At 56.7% G+C, this 19,151-nt stretch carries 17 protein-coding genes and 1 pseudogene; 4 read left to right on the top strand and 14 right to left on the bottom strand.

The features are described 5' to 3' along the window. Positions 1–60: 60 nt before the first annotated feature. From citE to LF929_RS07720, 6 genes are all read right to left on the bottom strand, one after another. Complete coding sequence (gene citE, locus LF929_RS07745; protein ID WP_153509092.1) at positions 61–951, bottom strand: citrate (pro-3S)-lyase subunit beta; 891 nt, start codon at positions 949–951, stop codon at positions 61–63. Further along, a complete protein-coding gene (gene citD, locus LF929_RS07740) occupies positions 951–1,241 on the bottom strand; it encodes a citrate lyase acyl carrier protein (protein ID WP_038904517.1) in 291 nt (96 codons plus the stop codon). Before citD ends, citE begins: the two co-directional genes overlap by 1 nt. 33 nt (positions 1,242–1,274) lie before the next feature. Further along, positions 1,275–2,324: a [citrate (pro-3S)-lyase] ligase gene (gene citC, locus LF929_RS07735; RefSeq protein WP_210175918.1), complete on the bottom strand. Its 1,050-nt coding sequence runs from the start codon at positions 2,322–2,324 to the stop codon at positions 1,275–1,277. A gap of 75 nt (positions 2,325–2,399) precedes the next feature. Beyond that, positions 2,400–3,284, bottom strand: coding sequence for a fumarylacetoacetate hydrolase family protein (locus tag LF929_RS07730; RefSeq protein ID WP_210177740.1), 885 nt, complete (start codon positions 3,282–3,284; stop codon positions 2,400–2,402). A gap of 143 nt (positions 3,285–3,427) precedes the next feature. Further along, positions 3,428–4,672, bottom strand: a complete 1,245-nt coding sequence (locus tag LF929_RS07725; RefSeq protein ID WP_226093394.1) for an MFS transporter — start codon at positions 4,670–4,672, stop codon at positions 3,428–3,430. Between the two features lie 68 nt (positions 4,673–4,740). Beyond that, the gene (locus LF929_RS07720; RefSeq protein ID WP_038904825.1) at positions 4,741–5,832 is read right to left on the bottom strand and encodes a 4-oxalomesaconate tautomerase; all 1,092 of its coding nucleotides are present in this window, start codon (positions 5,830–5,832) and stop codon (positions 4,741–4,743) included. A 161-nt stretch (positions 5,833–5,993) separates the two neighbouring features. Between LF929_RS07720 and LF929_RS07715 the strand changes: the two genes are divergently transcribed. The 4 genes and pseudogenes from LF929_RS07715 (at position 5,994) to LF929_RS07700 (ending at position 9,548) form a co-directional block, all read left to right on the top strand. Continuing rightward, positions 5,994–6,920, top strand: coding sequence for a LysR family transcriptional regulator (locus LF929_RS07715; RefSeq protein ID WP_210175280.1), 927 nt, complete (start codon positions 5,994–5,996; stop codon positions 6,918–6,920). 164 nt (positions 6,921–7,084) lie between these two features. Next, complete coding sequence (locus LF929_RS07710; RefSeq protein WP_226093395.1) at positions 7,085–8,152, top strand: MBL fold metallo-hydrolase; 1,068 nt, start codon at positions 7,085–7,087, stop codon at positions 8,150–8,152. Positions 8,153–8,232: 80 nt separating this feature from the next. Beyond that, positions 8,233–8,445: pseudogene (locus LF929_RS07705) on the top strand (toxin-antitoxin system HicB family antitoxin); the annotation flags it as partial. A gap of 221 nt (positions 8,446–8,666) precedes the next feature. Beyond that, positions 8,667–9,548: an EcsC family protein gene (locus tag LF929_RS07700; protein WP_226093396.1), complete on the top strand. Its 882-nt coding sequence runs from the start codon at positions 8,667–8,669 to the stop codon at positions 9,546–9,548. Positions 9,549–9,675: 127 nt separating this feature from the next. Here LF929_RS07700 and LF929_RS07695 read toward each other — a convergent pair whose 3' ends face one another. From LF929_RS07695 to LF929_RS07660, 8 genes are all read right to left on the bottom strand, one after another. Continuing rightward, positions 9,676–10,317, bottom strand: coding sequence for an RraA family protein (locus tag LF929_RS07695; RefSeq protein ID WP_226093397.1), 642 nt, complete (start codon positions 10,315–10,317; stop codon positions 9,676–9,678). Then, on the bottom strand, positions 10,314–11,159 hold the full coding sequence (locus LF929_RS07690) for an ABC transporter ATP-binding protein (protein ID WP_038908462.1): 846 nt from the start codon (positions 11,157–11,159) through the stop codon (positions 10,314–10,316). Before LF929_RS07690 ends, LF929_RS07695 begins: the two co-directional genes overlap by 4 nt. Positions 11,160–11,170: 11 nt before the next feature. Further along, positions 11,171–12,220: an iron chelate uptake ABC transporter family permease subunit gene (locus LF929_RS07685; protein WP_210177528.1), complete on the bottom strand. Its 1,050-nt coding sequence runs from the start codon at positions 12,218–12,220 to the stop codon at positions 11,171–11,173. Further along, positions 12,213–13,235: an iron ABC transporter permease gene (locus LF929_RS07680; RefSeq protein ID WP_226093398.1), complete on the bottom strand. Its 1,023-nt coding sequence runs from the start codon at positions 13,233–13,235 to the stop codon at positions 12,213–12,215. The genes LF929_RS07685 and LF929_RS07680 overlap by 8 nt, the downstream gene beginning before the upstream one ends. Beyond that, positions 13,232–14,149, bottom strand: a complete 918-nt coding sequence (locus LF929_RS07675) for an ABC transporter substrate-binding protein (protein ID WP_210177527.1) — start codon at positions 14,147–14,149, stop codon at positions 13,232–13,234. Before LF929_RS07675 ends, LF929_RS07680 begins: the two co-directional genes overlap by 4 nt. Before the next feature lie 406 nt (positions 14,150–14,555). Further along, positions 14,556–16,463, bottom strand: coding sequence for an IucA/IucC family siderophore biosynthesis protein (locus tag LF929_RS07670; protein WP_226093399.1), 1,908 nt, complete (start codon positions 16,461–16,463; stop codon positions 14,556–14,558). A gap of 19 nt (positions 16,464–16,482) precedes the next feature. Continuing rightward, positions 16,483–17,259: an HpcH/HpaI aldolase/citrate lyase family protein gene (locus tag LF929_RS07665; RefSeq protein WP_210177525.1), complete on the bottom strand. Its 777-nt coding sequence runs from the start codon at positions 17,257–17,259 to the stop codon at positions 16,483–16,485. Continuing rightward, positions 17,253–19,109: an IucA/IucC family siderophore biosynthesis protein gene (locus LF929_RS07660; RefSeq protein WP_226093400.1), complete on the bottom strand. Its 1,857-nt coding sequence runs from the start codon at positions 19,107–19,109 to the stop codon at positions 17,253–17,255. The genes LF929_RS07665 and LF929_RS07660 overlap by 7 nt, the downstream gene beginning before the upstream one ends. Positions 19,110–19,151 lie beyond the last annotated feature (42 nt).

Below are 19,151 nucleotides of genomic sequence, written 5' to 3'. Positions count from 1 at the left end.
CGGGGCGCGCTCCCGCCACCGGCCGGCCCGTGCAGAATCTGTCGGTTAACCGGGCCGTGCCTACTGGCGCACGCCGGAGGCCCGCGCACGCTCCACCACCTGGCGGGCGTGGTTGATAATCGGGCCGTCGATCATTTTTCCGTTCAGCGAGATGACCCCCAGTCCGGCGCGCTCGCCCTCTTCCGCCGCCCTGATCACCAGGTGGGCGTAGTCCACCTCGTCCTGGGTCGGCGCGTAGGCGTTGTGCAGCAGTTCAATCTGCCGCGGGTTGATCAGCGACTTGCCGTTGAAGCCCAGTTTGCGGATCAGCTCCACTTCCTTCAGGAATCCCTCTTCGTCGTTGACGTTGGAGTACACCACGTCAAACGCGTCGATACCGGCGGCACGGGCGGCATGCAGCACCGCACAGCGGGCGTAGAACAGCTCGGTGCCGTCCCCGCGCTCGGTCTGCATGTCCATCACGTAGTCGAACGCCGCCAGCGCGATGCCAATCATGCGCTCGGACGAGCGGGCGATGGACACCGCGTTGATCACCCCGACCGCCGACTCGATGGCCGCCATGATGCGGGTGGAGCCCACTTCACGGCCGCAGGCCTTCTCGATACGCGCCAGGTGGTGCTCCAGCTCGTCGACGTCGTCGGTGGAGTCGGTCTTCGGCAGGCGGATGACATCCACCCCGCCACGCACCGCCGCTTCCAGGTCCCTGAGCCCGAACGGGGTGTTGAGCTGGTTGATGCGCACCACCGTCTCGATATCCCGGTACATCGGGTGCTGCAGCGCATGGTAGACCAGCAGGCGCGCGGTATCTTTCTCGCGCAGCGACACCGCGTCCTCCAGGTCGAACATGATGGAGTCCGGCTGGTAGATGAAGGCGTTGGACAGCATGGCGGCATTGGCACCCGGCAGGAACAGCATGCTGCGGCGCAGTTTTTTCGGTTGCGTGGTGCTCATCACAGTTTCTCCCAGTCAATCTGATCCACATCGGCGGCACGCAGCACGGCGCTCTGCACCCGGGCCCGGATGACGCAGTCCAGCGCCCCCTTGTCTTCCACCACGACGGTGCCGGACTCGACGCCCAGCGCACTCAGCGTGTCGTTCACCACCCGGGTGATCTGTGCGCCAAACTGTTTGATGACTTCACTGTTTATCACCACCGTCAGCGGGCCCTGCGCCGGGGACACCCGGACCAGCAGGTCGCTGGATTCAAAGGTGCCCGCCAGGGCTTCCTTGATAATTTTCATGTTGGTTTTCCTGCCTGATACATTAAAAACACGTCACGCGCAGGCGAGCTCGCCATAGCGCTGCAGATGCGCAAACGTCGTCGCCGGCACAATCTGGCGGATGGCGTCGAACTGGCGCTGGCGCAGCAGCCGCCGTACCGCCGAGGCGGATATCGCCTGCCCGTCGTGCTCGCGCGTGCGTTCGATTTCCACCACCGTCAGGGCCGGGGCGGGCACCCGCCCGTCCTGCTCCAGCCAGTGGTGCATGTCCTGGTTGTACTGGTGCGTCACCGGGCAGAACGGCTCGGTGCCGACAAAGCGCCGGGTGATGCCGAGCGCCGGGGCGATGTACTGGCGGAAGATGATGAGGTCCAGCGCCGCGTGCGCCTGGCTTATCAGCGCCGCTTCCTTCAGGAAATAGCCCGGAAAGGTGGCCTTGGAAATCAGGTATTCCGACCCGGCGTGCACCGTCAGGTTGGGGATGTCCGCCACCCCCTGGCGCACCATCTCCAGCCGCTCGGCGAACGGGAAGAAGGAGACGTCCTCGCGCACCACGAAGATGTGCAGCCAGTCGCAGGCCTGCGCGGCCTGCTCGGCCAGGTAGCGGTGCCCCAGCGTGAACGGGTTGGCGTTCATCACGATGGCCCCGATGTCCCGCCCCGGCCGTACCTCGGCCGCCAGCGACTGGCAGTACTGGCTGATGCCGAGCGGCGTGTTCTCCATCAGCACCGCCTGGTCGTCATAGCAGGCAATCGGGTAGAAGCCGCAGCCGCGAAACGCCGTGACGTTGCAGGGACGGGTGTAGAGAAACAGGTGGAACAGGCCGCGCTCGGCCGCCAGCTGCACCACCTCGTTGACCACCTTCGCCCCCAGGCTGAGCTCGCGAAAGTCGGGGTCCACCGCCACGCACTTGATGGTGCTGGCGCACAGCCCGGCACAGGCCACCAGCCGCCCGTGATGCGTGCCGGCCACAAAAAACTCGACGTCCTGGTCCCGGTCCAGCTGGCAGCGCGCCAGCAGCGCGGTTATCGCCACCAGCGTGGGGGACGGGACGCGCGCATCCAGCGTGGCAAACGTAACACTCTCGTCGTCATCGGCGTACATAACGGTTATCCTGCTTGTTGCTGGGCCCCGTCACCGCGGGGCTGACGCCGCCGGTCACCCGGCAGCGGGAACGATTCAGTGCCCGGCCGCCACGGACGCGGCACGCGGGGCGGTCACCGGCCGGACGGCCTCGCCGATGGTGTTGCGCAGGTGGCCGACCTTCTCGATTTCCACCTCGATGCTGTCGCCCGGCTTGAGGAACAGCGGCGGGGTGCGCTTCTTGCCGACACCGCCCGGCGAGCCGGTGATGATGACGTCACCGGCGCTGAGCGCGGTGAAGGTGCTGATGTACTCAATCAGGTCCGCCACCTTGTGGATCATGCTGGCGGTGTTGTCGTCCTGCACCATGCGGCCGTTGAGGAAGGTACGGATGGCCAGGGCGTGCGGGTCGGGGATTTCGTCCCGGGTGGTGAGACAGGGGCCGAAGGCACCGGTCTTCTGCCAGTTCTTGCCGGCGGTGAACCAGCTGTGCTGCCAGTCGCGGGCGGAGCCGTCCATGTAGCAGCTGTACCCGGCGACAAAGGACAGCGCGTCGTCACGGTGGATGTTCTGGCCGTTTTTGCCGATGATGACCGCCAGCTCGCCTTCATAGTCGAACTCGCTGGAGTAGTGGGGCTTGAGCACCGGGGTGCCGTGGCCGGTCTGGGAGTCGGCGAAGCGCACGAACAGGGTCGGTGCGGGGTTCAGCTCGTTGAACTCCTTGCGCTTGTCGGCGTAGTTCATGCCGACGCAGAGGATTTTGGACGGCGCGACGATGACCGGCAGGAAGGTGACGTCGGCGACGGCGACATCCGGCGTGTCGGTCTGGAAGGCGGCGGCTTCGTGCAGCGCCTGCCCGGCCAGCAGGGCTTTCAGGTCGGCGTAGCGGTCACCGAGACGGCTGCCCAAATCGATAAGCCCTGCCGGTGTGTGGATCCCGTAACTGTTTTTGCCCTGATGGCGATAACTTGCAAGTTTCATAATGACACCCGGTGTTCGTGCAATAGTGATTCTGTACCGGCCGGAAAACATTCCTCAGCAGCGGTATCCCTTTTTTATTTCTCAGGCTTTTCTGGTATGTGGATTATCGGGTAATGACTTACCCGATGATTCATTACAGAGGATTATTTATTGCTTTGCGCCGCGACTAAATTTACGCGTTGAATACCGTTCAGGTAAGTCGCCACCAAAATACCGCCAATCAGCAACGTAATGATAAATGCGGTCATACCCAGCCAGCCTGCGGCCGAAAAGATAAGCCCGTTGCAATAACCGACGACGGAGCCGCCCATATAATAGAAGAACAGATACAGTGCCGTTGCCTGACCACGCGCATGGGTAGCATTTTTACTGACCCAGCTTAATCCAATCGAGTGGCAACCGAAGAAACAACCGGTAAACAGAATGGCACCCATCACAAACGCAGGCAGATTAGCGGTTAACGTCAGCAACATACCGGCTATCATAATCATGAATAACGCGGACAACACTTTCAGTGCGCCGTATTTTTGTGACAAACGCCCTGCTTGTGGTGCAGTAAAAAAGCTCATGATGAAACTAAAGGAAATCAACCCGGCATTGGCATGAGAAACATTGAAAGGCTCACGCGCCAGATAGAAGGCCAGATAATTATACAAAGAGGTAAACACACCAAAAATAATGAAGCTAACCACATACATCAGTGACAACTTTTTATTTTTGAAATGTGCCTGAGCGCCTTTAACGATGTAAGAAAAATTCAGGCTGCTACTGGCTTTGAAGTTTTTCGATGCAGGCAGAACCATAGCAACCAGCAGTGCGGCAAACATCAATGTCAGGGCAAAACCATAGAAAATGACATCAATAGATACATGCCCAATCAACTGGCTGGCAACCACGCGGCCAGACATACCGCCAATCGAGTTACCAAATACAAAATACCCGGTCACCACACCGGCGACTACCGGAGCGACTTCTTCACTGATATACGCTGTCGCTGCAGCCGCGATACCACTTAATGACAGACCAATCACACCACGGACCATCACCAGCAATGCCCAGGATTTAACCAGCGGGCAAATCAGCGTCAGCAGGCCACCCAGCATCAGCGATACCACAATCAGACGTTTACGTCCGTAACGGTCGGCCAATGTGCCGGTAAACAACAACCCGATAGCCAGCATGGCGGTTTCTGCTGACAGAATAATACTCACCTGGCTGACTGGAATGTCATAATCTTTAGCCAATACCGGGAGTAATGGCTGAATAAAAAATAAAGAGGCCAGTTCAGCCAGGCCGGAAAAGGCCAGTGCGAAGATGACACGCATGTATTGCGTAATATTCACGGATGCTTCCTGGCTTTGTGATGTAGGCGCCTTAATTGCACTCATAATAACCTCACAATATAGTTTTAGGGATACAGGGGAAATAAAACAACGAGTTATTACATTAATTATTCTTAAATATCTTCCGTTTCCAGAGCGTATGAAGGAACATAAACATTACCGACAAATAACTTTCTTGCCGTTCGAATAACCGAAGCACGAATATCTTCGTGACGCTCACCATTTTTCATCAGCGACACGGCGATTTTTCCGCTAGGGTGTTCAATATTGACGTTTTCCAGGAACGCTGTTCTGTCTTTTTCTGACAGCACATCCTGCGCCACGCTGCCTTCAACGACACAGGCGGTGGAAATACCAATAGACCCGGTAATCGCCAGCGAACGATGGCAGTTGTGCGGCATAAAGTAGCGCACCTGAATCGTGCCACCGGCATTCGGTGGACTGAGTAATACGGGTTTGGGGATCACTTTATTACTGACATCACCCAGCCCCATCGCCTGCCCGGCCTGTAAACGGATATGTTCCAGTCGTTGCATAAACGCCTGATCCGTTTCCAACGCCTGCGGCGATTCGCTACCCGTCTTATCTAATGAACGGGCATCGATCAGCACCATCGGCATCGCCATATCAATGCAGGTCACCGCGACGCCATCAAACACATCGCGTACGTTGCCGGTGGGAAACAGTTTGCCGGTTTTGCTGCCAGCGGAATTCAGAAAAGTCAGGCCGACCGGTGCCGCGCTGCCGGGTACTCCGTCGATTTCAGTCTCGCCGTCGTACTCGACGCATTGTTGTGGCGTGTGGATGTCGGCATCCACCATCGTCCCGGTATTCAGGTTACGAATGCGTACCCGTGTGGTAGGATGCCGGGCGCTCACCAGCCCATGTTCAATCGCGAACGGCCCCACCGCGCACAGCATGTTGCCGCAGTTGGGTGTGGTATCAACCCGGCGCTCTTTGACCATCACCTGTGCAAACAGGTAATCGACATCCGCCTCGGGATGGGTCGATTTGCTGACAATCGCGACTTTACTGGTTTGTGGCGCGCCGCCGCCAATACCATCGATCTCCAGCTCATGGCCGGAACCCATCAAGGCCAGCAACACTTCGTCACGCTGTTGATTATCTTGCGGTAAATCACTGGCCAGAATCACCGGGCCTTTCGATGTACCACCGCGCATTAATACACAGGGAATCTTTACCATCACGTTCTCTCACGCTGTAACTGCTTCTGATGGCACAAGCATTCCATAGCACTATCAATGAATCTAATGTCAAAAAAATACCGATTAATTCATTTCTTGCATTAATCAGGGGGCGGGTACACATTATCTTGTCAGCCCCCCGTCAACAGGAGAGAACCCCCATGCAGCATGAGCTTCAGGGCATTAAGGCATTTGTAAAAATTGCGGATACCGGTTGTTTTACGAAAGCCTCAGAGTTGTTGCATATTTCTCAACCCGCGTTGACGCGGCGGATAAAAAAGCTGGAAGAGAGTCTTGGCACCGCACTGTTTGAACGTTCGACCCGACGGGTCAGCCTGACCGCCGTCGGCAAAAGCTTTTTGCCCAACGCAAGAAACCTCATTGATTTTTATGAAAACTCGATCCTGAATATTCAGGAGATGGCCTCACACCAAACCGGTTTCGTCACGTTGTCATGTATTCCAACCGCTGCTTTTTATTTCCTGCCCGCGGTGATTCGTAATTACAACGAACACTACCCGAATATACGCATTCGTATACTGGAACACAGCGCAAGCGACTGTCTGGACGCCGTGCTCAACGGGGACGCGGATTTTGGTATTAATATGATCAACGTCACACACTTTAATGTGGAGTTCATACCGCTGGTGAATGAGCCTTTTGTACTGGCCTGCAGACGCGACCACCCGCTGGCAGACAAGTCACTGGTGATGTGGGAAGAACTGGCCGATTACCCGCTGATTGGCGTAAGACGCTCCAGCGGTAACCGGTTATTGATTGAACAGGCACTGGAAAACAGCGCCTGGAAACCCAACTGGTTTTATGAAGTACGCCACCTCTCCACCTCACTGGGTATGGTAGAAGCCGGTTTAGGGATTGCGGCGGTGCCCAGTCTGGCAATGCCGCGTGACGATCACCATGTGTTAGTGAGTAAGCCGTTGATAGAGCCCGTCGTGCGCAGAACGCTCGGGGTGGTGCAACGCAAAGACTCCACGTTGAGTCCAGCGGCAGAGCGCTTTAAAGATATGTTGATGCATCTGTGGTCTAACGAGAAAAACAGCCCCTGGATAAGCAAATTCAACCTGTAAACACCGACCGGGCGGCACGCGCTGAGTGGTGCCGTTCCACTCACGCACCGCATCATATGCGATGACAGGTATGGCAAGGCATGCTATCCGTAGTCATGTCAGCACGGATAGCCACATCTATGATTGTCGGCCCATCCCCTCTATGCAGCACGTCAGGAGTACCTATGCCAGAGACCATCACGTCACACGACACCCCACACTACAACCGGCAAACCGGGCGTTTTTTCAATCCACGCCCGTCGGTGGCTCCGAGGATGGGTCTGTGGCAAAGCCTGTCACTGCTGTGGCGGCTGGGTTTTCAGCGCAAAGGGCGTGTACCGGCTAAACGGTTACCGACGGTATCCCCCAACCTGACGGCGTTCCTCGCCGCTGATGAGCGCCTCACATTTATCTGGTTCGGGCACTCCACCTTGCTGCTGAATCTGGATGATACCCGCATCCTGATAGACCCGGTCTTCTCCGCCAGTGTCTCGCCGTTCAGTTTTATGTTCCGCCGCTTTCAGCCCCCCGTGTTGGCGCGTGAAGCCCTGCCGAATATCGACCTTATCTTGCTATCGCACGACCACTACGATCATCTCGACGAGCAAACCATCCGTGCTTTTCGTGACACCACAACCCGCTTTATCGCCCCGCTGAAAGTGGGTCAGCGCCTGCAAAAATGGGGGATCGACGCCAGCCGCATTCAGGAACTGGATTGGTATCACTCTCATACGTTTAACGGCATTCGCTTTACCGCCACGCCGTCGCACCATTTTTCTGGCCGCAGTATGTCTGATCGCAACACCACGCTGTGGGCTTCCTGGGTGATTGAAGGCCAACGGGAACGTCTCTTTTTTAGTGGCGACTCTGGTTACGGCGAACATTTCCGTGAAATTGGTGAACGCTTTGGTCCGTTTGATCTCGCCTTCATGGAAAATGGACAGTACAACGAACGCTGGCCAGACTCACACATGCACCCGGAGCAGACCATACAGGCGGTACAAGACGTAAAAGCCCGCCAGTTCATGCCCATCCATTGGGGCATGTTCACGCTGGCGTTTCACGACTGGGCCGACCCGGTGCAACACAGCAGCCAGTTAGCGCAAGCGCGGCAGCTACCTATGCTGACACCGATGCTGGGTGAAGTGGTCACGCTGGGGACACCCACAACCACGCCGATATGGTGGGAGAAAGACGTTGATGCGCTACCCTCCCGACCTATCGCCAGAAACGCGGTACAGGATGCGGAATAGCTGATCTTGGGGATGAAAAGCTAACGAGTATCGCCAGTCGCCATCACCTACGACTGGCTTGAAAGCATAGGAGTGAAGTCATGAGCAAACCATCTGCACCAAACACGATTGAAATAGCGGGTCAACCGGCTGTTATCAGCTATGAGCCATAACTTGGCGCATTTCGTGGCAGGTTTCTTGGTCTGACTGGCTATTGTGATTTTGTATCGAACAGCATTCAAGGGCTGAAAAAAGAAGGTGAGATTTCACTACGTGAATATCTGGATGACTGCAGCGCAGCAGGTATCGAGCCTTTGATCTGACGGCATTAGTACAAATATCATCAATTCGTTGATCTTCCTTTATTTATAAAATACCCTGCATTGACGTGGATTTAACTGCCCTATGCAATATAAATAAACCAACACTTTAATAGTTATTTTTTGTTATTATTTTTACAGCATTAAATCCATCTTAGTCAATCCTCTTCCTAGGGGAAATAACCTTTTATTATAAATATGGACGCACATATAAAATGAATGATTATGAAAAACGAGCGCTAGAAGAAATACACGCATGGAAAAACCCACAATTAACATGGTTCGACAAAGCATTAAGCGTTATAAATAAACCTTTAGACTACGTGGGGGATCTGATATTAGATAACGACACTATTGGTGACGTGATAAAAAAATCCATTAACGGACTAGTGGGAGTATGTAATGATGCTGCTCAATGGAGTGTAAGACCTGAATCAATTTTTGAAGAGTTTCGTGATGATGGCCATCACCACATCAAATCTCATAATGACATACACTCTCTCCCACTTGAAAATATAGATAAAACCGTTGGTTTTTTAGGTGCAAAATATAAAGGATTGGCTCTTACTCAAGGAGCTGGCACGGGTACTATTGGATTACCAGGTTTGTTTATTGATATACCACTAATAGTGACACTAAGCTTACGCGCAATTGGCGAATATGCAACTTATTATGGTTTTGATATTGATAACCAAGAAGAAAGATTATATGCATTCAATCTATTGGGATTAGCTTCATCCCCATCTGACATTTCAAAGAATTTAGCAATGGCACAATTATTAAAAATATCACAAGATGTAGCAAAGAAAAAGACATGGGATGAATTAAACAAGCATGCCTTTGTTCAAGTAATTCAACAAATATCTAAAATATTAGGAATAAGGCTCACTAAGGCAAAGTTAGCTCAAGTTGTTCCTGTTTCTGGTGCAGTTGTTGGTGGAGGGTTCAACGCTTATTTCACAAGCAATGTTTGCAATGCAGCATACTACTTATATCGAGAAAGATTCTTAGCAAGAAAATATGGCCACAATGTTATAGAAAAAACCGTTAAGCCAGCAGAAGATTTTATTATTGACGACCCTGAAGATATAAGATAGGTATCACAGATATTCTTCTTTATAGAAAATAAAAACCAGCCCCTAGAATAGGGGCTAATGTAGAATAAAGGATTAATTTCACAAGAATTACATCAGTATTTTACACTTACACAAATAAATCCAATAGTCACTGTTTATCGATGCAGGAGATGCACTCCGGTAATTTTTGCCACAACACCTCCCGCCGTTCTGCATCCGCGAGTTCTTTGTGTTGTGCCGCCTCCAGCCAGTCACGGGCGGCTGAGGGGCTCAGGATAAACACGCCGTCGTCATCGCCTATCGCCATATCGCCGGGATGCACCGTCACCCCGGCAATCGTGACCGGTACGTTGACGGCACCGGCACATCCCAGTGTGCGGGTGGTAATGGCGCTGACGCCTTTGCAGAACACCGGCAAGCCCAGCTTGCGTAGCGCACGTGAATCCGTCACGTCACCGGCTACGACCACCCCCGCCAGCCCTTTCACTTTGGCTGCCAGCGTGCGCAGTTCCCCCCAACAGGCGCGTTCCTCTTCATCCGACGCATCAATCACCAGCACATCGCCGGGTTGGCTCAGTAACAATGCCTCACGCAGTACACCGCCATCCGGCGGACACAGTTTTACCGTCACCACGTTGCCAACCATCTGCACATCCGCCAGTAACGGCCGGATACCCGGCAAATACCCCTGTTCCGTCAAATGTCCCAGTGTGGAGGTGCCGACATGGCGATAGCCTGCCAGCAGTTCATCGCTAAGCGGCGAGACGCGGGGAAGAATATGATAATTCATCCTGCCACCTGCCCATGCCAGTCATCCGACGGGCCATTGCCTGCCATTGTTTCATGCGGTTTTTCACGGCCAAATGGAATGCATAACGGTGTGTGGAAAAACGGATCAGCAATAATACGGCAGTCCAGATTAAATACGGTTTTCACCAGCGCTTCGTCCAGAATTGCCGCCGGTGCCCCCTGCGCGAAGGCGGTACGGTTATGCACCGCCACCATATGGTCGGCGTAACGGCACGCCAGATTGAGATCGTGCAGTACCATGATGATGGTTTTCCCGTGTTGACGGTTCAACTCACGCAGCAAATCCAGCACTTCAATCTGGTGCGCCAGGTCGAGAAAGGTCGTGGGTTCATCCAGCAGCACCACCTCGGTGTCCTGTGCCAGCGTCATAGCGATCCACACCCGTTGGCGTTGACCGCCGGATAACGCATCTACCGGTCGGTCCGCCAGCCCGTCGGTGCCGGTTTGCACCAGCGCACGGTTTACCATCCGCTCGTCTTCCTGTGACCACTGCTGTAACCAGTTCTGGTAGGGATAGCGTCCCAGGCTGACCAACTGCTTCACGGTAATGCCTTCCGGCGCATCCGGCATCTGCGGCAAAATCGCCAACGCGCGCGCCACCTCGGCGGTAGACTGACGGTGAATATCCTCACCATTGAGGATGACCGAGCCACTGAGTGGCTTAAGCAAGCGGGCGAAAGACTTAAGCAGTGTGCTTTTGCCGCACCCGTTGCTGCCTATCAGTACCGACACTTTGCCCTTTGGCAACTGTATATCCAGATTGTCGATAATCGTCTGGCTGGCATAGCCGAGGGTCAGTTCCCGGCTGGTAATGGCGGTCATCATCCGTTTCCTTAATGACGTTGTTTGATCAGTAAATATAAAAAGAACGGCGCGCCCAGCGCCGAAACGAAAATCCCGGCGGGCAGATCCAGCGGCAAAAACAGCGTGCGTCCACACAGATCCGCCATCATCACCAATACAGCGCCACACAGAAACGCCATCGTCGCCTGCCCGGCAAAGGTCGGTGCCACCAGCCGTTTAGCGATATGGGGAGCGATAAGCCCGACGAACGCCATCGCCCCACCCCAGGCGATCGCCGCACCGGCCAGCGCCACACTGAGCAGCAACAACGCCAGGCGCAGCCCCTGCACCCGCACACCGATGCCCTGCGCCAGCCCATCGTCCAGTTGCTGCACCCGCACCTGACGCGCCAGCCACACCAGCCACGGCACCATCAGCAGTAGCCAGATACCCAGTTCTCGGGTTTCACGCCAACTGGCACCGTAGACGCTGCCGGTCAGCCAGACATACGCCGAAAGCGTGGTCGTCAGCGGGCTGAACACCAGCATAAAGGTGGTCGCCGCCACCAACAGTGCCGATACCCCCACACCGGTCAACACCAGCCGCTGCGGCGATACACCCGATTGCCACGCCAGCCAATACACCGCCAGCGCGGCCACGCCGGCCCCGGTCATCGCCGCCAGTGGCAGGTAGTGCGCCCCCAGCGTACCGGTGAGAAACGCCAGATAGAACACCGCTGCGGCGCTGGCACCGCTGGTAATGCCCAGAATATCCGGTGACGCCAGCGGGTTTCGAATCATCGCCTGTAAAATCAGCCCGGACACCGCCAGTGCGCCACCAACCAGTGCCGCCAGCAGCACCCGCGGCAAGCGTAATTGCTGAACGATAAGCGTCGCGCCCTCTGACTGTGACGAGACTAACGCCTGCAACACCTCCCACGGCGACAGCATCAGCTTGCCGATGCCAAGTGATATCACCATCACCGCCAGCACCAGTATCAGCGCCAGTGCGATGCGTCCAACGCTGGTCAGGTTAATCTGGCGGGAAAACGGCCCTTGTCGCCACACCAGCACCGAATCCCTGCCTTCGCGCTTATCCATGCCGACCTCCGCGCCGCAGCAGCACAATAAAGAACGGGGCACCGAATAGCGCCGTCATCACCCCGACCGGCACCTCCTGAGGCACAATCACCACCCGCGCCAGAATATCCGCCAGGAGCAATAACGCAGCCCCTAATAGCGCGCAGCCGGGCAGCAGCCAACGGTGGTCGGCAGGCAACAGTTTTCGAACCATATGCGGCACAATCAGACCGATAAAGCCAATGCTGCCCGCCATCGCCACCGCACCACCGGCCAGCACAATCACCAGCAGACTCATCAACAGTCGGATGCGTCCGGTGCGTTGCCCCAGACCTCGGGCGATAGCTTCACCGGCATTCAGCACGTTAACCTGCCCTGCCAGCAATAGGCTGGCGACCAGCGCCGCCAGACAATACCCCATCAACGGCAATACCGTCGCCAGCTCGCGATCAGCCACCGAACCGGCCAGCCAGAACAGCACCGTATCCAGTCCTTCCTGATTGACCACCAGCATTCCCTGACTAAAAGCCGCGAACATGGCGGTGATAGCCGCTCCCGCCAGCACCATGCGCAGCGGGTTCAGGCTGCCTTTGCCCATGGTGCCAATCAGCCATACCAGACAACCTGCCAGCGCCGCGCCAGCAAATGCCGACCACAGCCACACCGACATCGCCACCTTGGGAAACAGCGACACACAGACAATCAGGCAAAACATCGCGCCAGCGTTAATACCGAACAGCCCCGGCGATGCCAGTGGATTACGGGTCAGTACCTGCATCAAGGCCCCCGCCACCGCCAGACTGGCCCCCACCACGATAGCTATCAGCGTGCGCGACAGGCGCGTCGAGGTGACCAGAATATGATTCACGTTCAGTGGGTCCGGATGCCACAACGCCCCGAACACCTGCGATGGCGCAATCGCTATCGGCCCGACCATCAGGCTCAGAAACGCCAGCGCCAGCAGACACACCGCACCACCCGCCAGCACCTGAGCCGGTGCCATCTGCTTCATGCGGACTCTCACGACATGGCTCATGACAGACCTCCGGTGATACCGGTCACCCGGGCGATATCATCGAGCATCATGTTCGCCCCCAGAATACCGCCGGACAGGCTCCAGGTGACGCCATTGACCACCCACACCTGACGTCGCTGCGGCGCTCGCAGTTGTTGCCACAGCGGATGACGGATCAGCGATTCATAGTTGCGTTGCACGGCGGGGCTCTCAGAGCGCAGAAAAATGAAAAAGATATCGGCATCCACCACCGGGATGCTCTCTTTGCTGGTCAGCTTGAGGGACACCCCTGGTTGGGCGCGGCTGGCATCACTCCAGCCAAACCCCAATTCGCTCACTACCGAGCCGGGAAAGCTGTTAGGTAAATAGCTGCGGATATGATCTTCGCGGATATCCAGTATTGACACGGTGGGCGGCCAGCCGCTGCCAAAGCGGCGTTGCAACTGCTCACGCAGCCCGTTCACCCGCTGCTGCCAGTGCTGCAACAGGGTGTCGGCCACCGCCTGACGTCCCAGCGCCTGCCCCATTACCTGTACCGTTTTCTTGAACTGGTAGATTTCATCGAGCATCACCACCGGTGCAATCTGCGACAGCAGTGGCTCCAGTCGCTGGTGGCGAAAACGCGAAGCGACGATGGTATCGGGCTTTAACAGCACGATATCTTCCAGACTGGGTTGGGTTTCCAGCCCCACATGCGGCACCCCGGCCAGCGCCGGACGCAGGTAGCGGTACATGGGCTTCTCGCTCCACGAATCCACCACACCGGCAGGTGTCACCCCCAGCGCCACGGCGGTATCCGTCGCGCCCTGAAACAGGGTGATAACCCGTTGCGGCACTAACAACGACTGAGCCAGCGCAGGCCGGGAAAGCCCCAGCGGCAACAGACTTAACGACCACCGCAGCAATCGGCGGCGCGAAATTAAATACTCATTCACGATTCGATGTGATCTACCTTACAGGTTGAACTGTTGACAGACAGTTAGCGCTGTTAATAAACAGCCGTATTATTTTTGTTGCCGGTGAACTATGCCGGGGCCGTGCGACATTTCGTGCTTGATAAACTGAGTGAATCCTTTGCAACTTCATCGCACGCACGACAAGGAGAGGCTCAAACGCCGCCTCTCCTTGACCACTGGCTAAGGGCTAAACTGTGCCGCTAACGCGGTGCCTTCGGCGTTCGCCTTCGCTGTTCGGGCCTCCCGTGACGCGTTCCAGACGCGGCACGGGCTTTCGCGGCGTCCCTGCCGCTCACCCGGCGAAGTCGCCCACCTCAGCACAGTTTCAACGCCCAAAAACCAGCGTATATCCCGCAAAGCCCGTCACTAAAAAGTTAATGGCCATCTATTTACCAATGATTGCCTGAAACGGGTTAATCACCTCTCCCTTGCCGAACGGCATACTCCCCGGCCCACCGGCGCGGGCAATCATCGGGGTGATCAGCAGTTTCTGAGGCCAGTTGGGTGCGTCAAACAAGCGGGTTTTCAGCATCGCTTGCGTATCAGTCGCGAAACCGGCACGGCCAATCGCCCCATTGATTTCAGTGCGCATCACGCCCCACAGCGTTGCGGCATCCAGATCATAGGTCAGCGACAGCGTGTCAATGATCGCCCGCATGTTGACCTGAATCCCCAGCGTTTGCAGCCAGAACAGCAGGTCGTCCAGACGTTCGTGGTAAAGCGTATTGGCATGGCCTTGTTTGATGCGGTACACCGGGTCCTGCATACCGTGTTGTTCCAGCGTCGGCACATGAATACGCAGTGAATCGTGGTCGCGCAGCAACAGGCCGTGGGCCTGACCGGCTTTCCACACCAGCACCGCGTTCTGCCCGTGAATCTCACCCAGCATCCCTAAGCGGAACATGCGGAAATTAATATCGAAGAAACAATGGCAAAGCTCGGCAAACAGTGTCAATACCGACTCGGCATTCGCCGCTAAACCGCGATACGCCAGCCAGTCGTCAAAGAAGTGACGACGGCTACCCGGTAACGGCGTCCCTAATGCCGCCATCGGCAGCAGGCGGTAATCCGGGTCATCAAACAGTTCACGCGGATAACTGCGTACCATCGCCGACAGGTGACGTGGCGCTTCATCAAACAGGGTGGCCTGCGGCGGCATAAACGCCCACCATTTGCCTTCATCACACAGATACAGTCGCTGCTGTAATACCGCGTCTTTGTCGCGCGCCTGTCGCAACAACGCTTCACTTAACCCGCCGTTGATCATTTTCACTGCGGGCAAATAGCGTGACGCCCCCAGCGAGTACACCGCCATCGGCAGCTTGAGGTAGTCCGCGCTGGCAAAACACGGCGTCATGGAACGCAATGACGAGGTCGGCAGGTAGCGAGCGGCACAGAAATCCAGCCGCTGGCAGTCACCGTTGCGAAACGCTTCGCCCAACTGGGTTTCCAGAATATGATCGAACTGCCACGGGTGCACTGGCAAAGCGATGTGGGTGTCAGCAATGCCGCGTGTCGCCAGTTCCTGTTGCAGCGCCGCCTGCTCCGCCTGTGGTAGCAGGTAGTGTGCCGGGTACTGGTCAACCGTGTTGTGAATCCCATCGCCACATTGCAGCTTGTCTTTTGCCACCGCCACCCAGTTCAGTGCCACTGGCGTGGCGAACTCTGCCACGTAACGACGGTACTCTTCGGCACTCAGTCCCTGTTTGGCTTTCGCGGTCGGGTGATACGGGCGGTCGCGCAGCGAAGCCCACTGTTCCATGACGTGGAAGAAATCAGCGTTGCCGCGCGCGAGCAGTTCGTCGGTATCGATGCGGTGCTCGCGTGAGAGCGCGGTCTGCTCCACGCTGGTATTAAGCACATCCAGAAACAGCGCCTGCCCTTTGGCATTACCGTCCCCGCTGTTGTCTTCTGCACTGTTGTCTTCGTTACTGCGCTGCCCGGCGAAGACCAGATGCATGAAACTTTCCGGTTCCAGCGCCTGCCAGTCGTTACCGCCCTGCTGCCAGGCATACACCACCGTGTCCGGTACTTTTTCCCAGCGCTGGGTAATGCCAGGGCGCAGCGCCACCACCAGATGCCGCTGTTCACGCTCATCGCTGCACCAGCGCCACAGACGGGCCGTGCTCTCCAGCGCACCGAACGGTGACGACTGCCCGTACTGCTGGTGCCATTCATCGGCGGTATACAACGCCAACGGCTGGGCACCAAAAAATTCTTCGGCCAACAGGCAATCCACCAGATCCTGCATCACACTGTCGCTGGCATCCTTATAGTGAGACGTATTTTTCATCACATGACTTTCCATTGGATTACTGTCCTTCTGCTGAAATCGTTGCGGCCAGTCTGGCCTGTAACGCGCGAAACGCGATGCCGCGCTCGTCGCCCAAAACAAATGCGCGCACACCTTGCTCACGCCAGCGGGCATGATCGTCAGGCTGGCGGGGGATGGCGCAATAGCACACCCCGTGCACCTCGGCGGCAAAACGCACCTCGGCCAGCGCGGCCTGCACCGGGGCGGCCGCGGTCTGCCACGGCATACCCAGCGACTGAGAGAGATCCGCCGCGCCCTCCAGTATCATGTCCAGCCCCTCGACCGCGGCGATCGCCTTCGCCTGACGCACGCCCTCGGCGCTTTCGATCATCGCCACCAGCAGGATTTCCCGGTTCGCCAGCGTGACGTATTCCGCCAGACTGTGCTTACCGAAAGCACCGGGGCGGCCACTGTTGAGACTGCGCTCGCCTTGCGGGTGGTAATAGCAGGCGCGTACCGCCGCCTGCACCTGCTCAGCCTGCTCTACCATCGGCAGCACAATGCCCTGCGCGCCACCATCCAGCAGCCGCAGCATGGTTTTAGGGTTGGCGTCCGCCACCCGTACCAGCGGCGTGAGCGCATAGCTCTCTGCCACCCGGATCATGTTTTCCACCGTTTCCGGGTTAATCAGCACGTGTTCGGTATCGATAATCACGAAATCGAACCCGGCTTCGGCGATCAACTCCACCGATACCGGCGAGGGTATCGAGGCGATTAACCCATAGACCGGCGTACCGGCCGCCAGCTTGCGCTTGAGATGGTTGGTTCTTAGCATGACGACGGCCCGAACGGATGCAGGGGGTTCGGCACCGATTTAAAGCGGCGTTCACCGTCGCCCAGTAACCGGCGTTTCGTCAGTTCTTCCACCTCGTAGGTCGGTGCAAACACGTCAAACAGCGCATAACGCGTACGATGCTGTGGGTGTGCGGCCTGATAACCCAACACCACCTCCGCCGTCATTTGCCAGAAACGTGCTTCCGGCAGCTGATAATGCTGGCGCAGGAATACCGCCATTTCCGCCAGACAAATAAAGAAGAACGAATCGCAGGTGAAATCGCGCACCGCCTCAACGTCATCGGTCAGGATGAAGGAGTTACGGTTGATTTTGGCGTGGCTGGCCGGTAACGGCACCAGATCCGGTCGCATCGCCGGGCGTGCCAGATGGTCCGGCGAATAGCGCACCCCGTCGTGGAAATCTTTCAGTGCGATGCGCTGCGGCCAGCCATCACGCACCACCAGCACAATATTCTGGCCGTGCGACTCCATGCCGATGCCTTCGGCGTACAACATGTGAATGATGGGGGAAACCGTCACTTCCAGCAGTTGGCGAGTCCAGGTTTCCAGCCCGTATTGGCGAATCCAGGCGTCGATAAATGGGGCCTGCTCGCCGCCGTCGTAGCGGTGTTCGACATGGCTTAAGCCGTTAAACGGCACCGCCTGTTCACCCGGTTGCAGATACTGATGGATGCTTTCACGCCAGATGGCACCCATCACGCCATAGGCTTGCGCCATGCGGGTGGCGGGTAAGTTCTGGGTATCAAAGCTCACCCCGGCGACTTCGCCGAGGATCACAAACTTCAGGTTGCGGGCAGTCTGGTCGGTATCGATCAGCTGTTGTAGCCAGTCGGTGATGATAGGCCCGTTCATCACCGTGTGCCGTGCCAGAATACGGGTGCTGGAGGTGTTAGTCATACTCATCGCCAGCTTGACGTACGGCCGTGTTTTTTCGGTGACGTTCGCCAGCGTGCGAATCGACTGTTGCGCCTGCCAGCGGTCGTCAGAATCACCGAGGTAAATCAGCTCGCCGCTGACCAACTCCGGGTAAAACACCGGCGCAATCACGTTCTTCCACTGCCACGGGTGCACCGGGATCAATTGATAGTCCTGCGCTTTTCGCCCCTGACGCGCCAGTTGCTCGCTAAACGCCTGCCAGCGCGCTTCACCAAACTCAGTGAGCAGGAAGTCATCCAGATTCAGCTTAATCGACTGGTTGGCTGAGGCGCGTTGCTTCGACAACGCCAGCCAGACGATGGCGAAAGGCTGGCCGAACTCCGGCCCCCATTGCGCGTTATCCTGCAGGCTAAAACCGATGCGCGACTTGTAGCAGGGGTGGTAGCTGTGTGCATCCATGAAGTGGCGCTCCAGCTCATCGAAACTGAGCTGATGCGCTGGCTTGCCGGGGTGGTAATCCTGTGCGCGCGACTGCAAATCTTTTAGTTGCGTCTGCTCCAGTTCCTGCACAAAACGCGTCAAAAACGGGTTGTTCTCCTGCTCACCCAGCAGTTCTTCCAGCATCAGGTGCAGGTTGGGTGACTGCGCATTGCCGCTGGCATCAACGCGCTGCACACTGGCGTAATCCAGACGAATCAGCGCAAAGCTGTCGCTCAATAATCCATTACAGCGGTATTCCACCGGTTGTTGCTGCGCATCACGGCCGGTTATCACAAACTGGCTGTTACCCTCGCCCATGTCCGTGCAGTGATAAGGCAACACCTCTTCGTACAGCAACGTCTGTAACAGTTGCCCGACCACGCGCTGTTCTACCAGCTGATAACGCTGCGCATCCATCTGCAACAGCCAGTCACAGGCGATACCCTGCAATACGACGGGGGATAATGTTTCCATACAGTCTCTTAACCTTGTCAGTAAAAATAACGTTGCCAGTCA

Source organism: Dickeya oryzae (assembly GCF_020406815.2).
GTDB classification, from domain to species: Bacteria; Pseudomonadota; Gammaproteobacteria; order Enterobacterales; family Enterobacteriaceae; genus Dickeya; species Dickeya oryzae.
This window is presented reverse-complemented; position numbering and strand designations above follow the sequence as displayed.

What these genes read in the sequence shown, in the direction of transcription:
- LF929_RS07715 (WP_210175280.1), top strand. Translation starts at nt 5,994, where the DNA reads ATGCAGCATGAGCTTCAGGGCATTAAGGCATTTGTAAAAATTGCGGAT.
- LF929_RS07690 (WP_038908462.1), bottom strand. Translation starts at nt 11,159, where the DNA reads ATGACCGCCATTACCAGCCGGGAACTGACCCTCGGCTATGCCAGCCAG.
- LF929_RS07720 (WP_038904825.1), bottom strand. Translation starts at nt 5,832, where the DNA reads ATGGTAAAGATTCCCTGTGTATTAATGCGCGGTGGTACATCGAAAGGC.
- LF929_RS07710 (WP_226093395.1), top strand. Translation starts at nt 7,085, where the DNA reads ATGCCAGAGACCATCACGTCACACGACACCCCACACTACAACCGGCAA.
- LF929_RS07730 (WP_210177740.1), bottom strand. Translation starts at nt 3,284, where the DNA reads ATGAAACTTGCAAGTTATCGCCATCAGGGCAAAAACAGTTACGGGATC.
- LF929_RS07695 (WP_226093397.1), bottom strand. Translation starts at nt 10,317, where the DNA reads ATGAATTATCATATTCTTCCCCGCGTCTCGCCGCTTAGCGATGAACTG.
- LF929_RS07665 (WP_210177525.1), bottom strand. Translation starts at nt 17,259, where the DNA reads ATGCTAAGAACCAACCATCTCAAGCGCAAGCTGGCGGCCGGTACGCCG.
- LF929_RS07670 (WP_226093399.1), bottom strand. Translation starts at nt 16,463, where the DNA reads ATGAAAAATACGTCTCACTATAAGGATGCCAGCGACAGTGTGATGCAG.
- LF929_RS07700 (WP_226093396.1), top strand. Translation starts at nt 8,667, where the DNA reads ATGAATGATTATGAAAAACGAGCGCTAGAAGAAATACACGCATGGAAA.
- LF929_RS07725 (WP_226093394.1), bottom strand. Translation starts at nt 4,672, where the DNA reads ATGAGTGCAATTAAGGCGCCTACATCACAAAGCCAGGAAGCATCCGTG.
- citD (WP_038904517.1), bottom strand. Translation starts at nt 1,241, where the DNA reads ATGAAAATTATCAAGGAAGCCCTGGCGGGCACCTTTGAATCCAGCGAC.
- citC (WP_210175918.1), bottom strand. Translation starts at nt 2,324, where the DNA reads ATGTACGCCGATGACGACGAGAGTGTTACGTTTGCCACGCTGGATGCG.
- citE (WP_153509092.1), bottom strand. Translation starts at nt 951, where the DNA reads ATGAGCACCACGCAACCGAAAAAACTGCGCCGCAGCATGCTGTTCCTG.
- LF929_RS07680 (WP_226093398.1), bottom strand. Translation starts at nt 13,235, where the DNA reads ATGAGCCATGTCGTGAGAGTCCGCATGAAGCAGATGGCACCGGCTCAG.
- LF929_RS07685 (WP_210177528.1), bottom strand. Translation starts at nt 12,220, where the DNA reads ATGGATAAGCGCGAAGGCAGGGATTCGGTGCTGGTGTGGCGACAAGGG.
- LF929_RS07660 (WP_226093400.1), bottom strand. Translation starts at nt 19,109, where the DNA reads ATGGAAACATTATCCCCCGTCGTATTGCAGGGTATCGCCTGTGACTGG.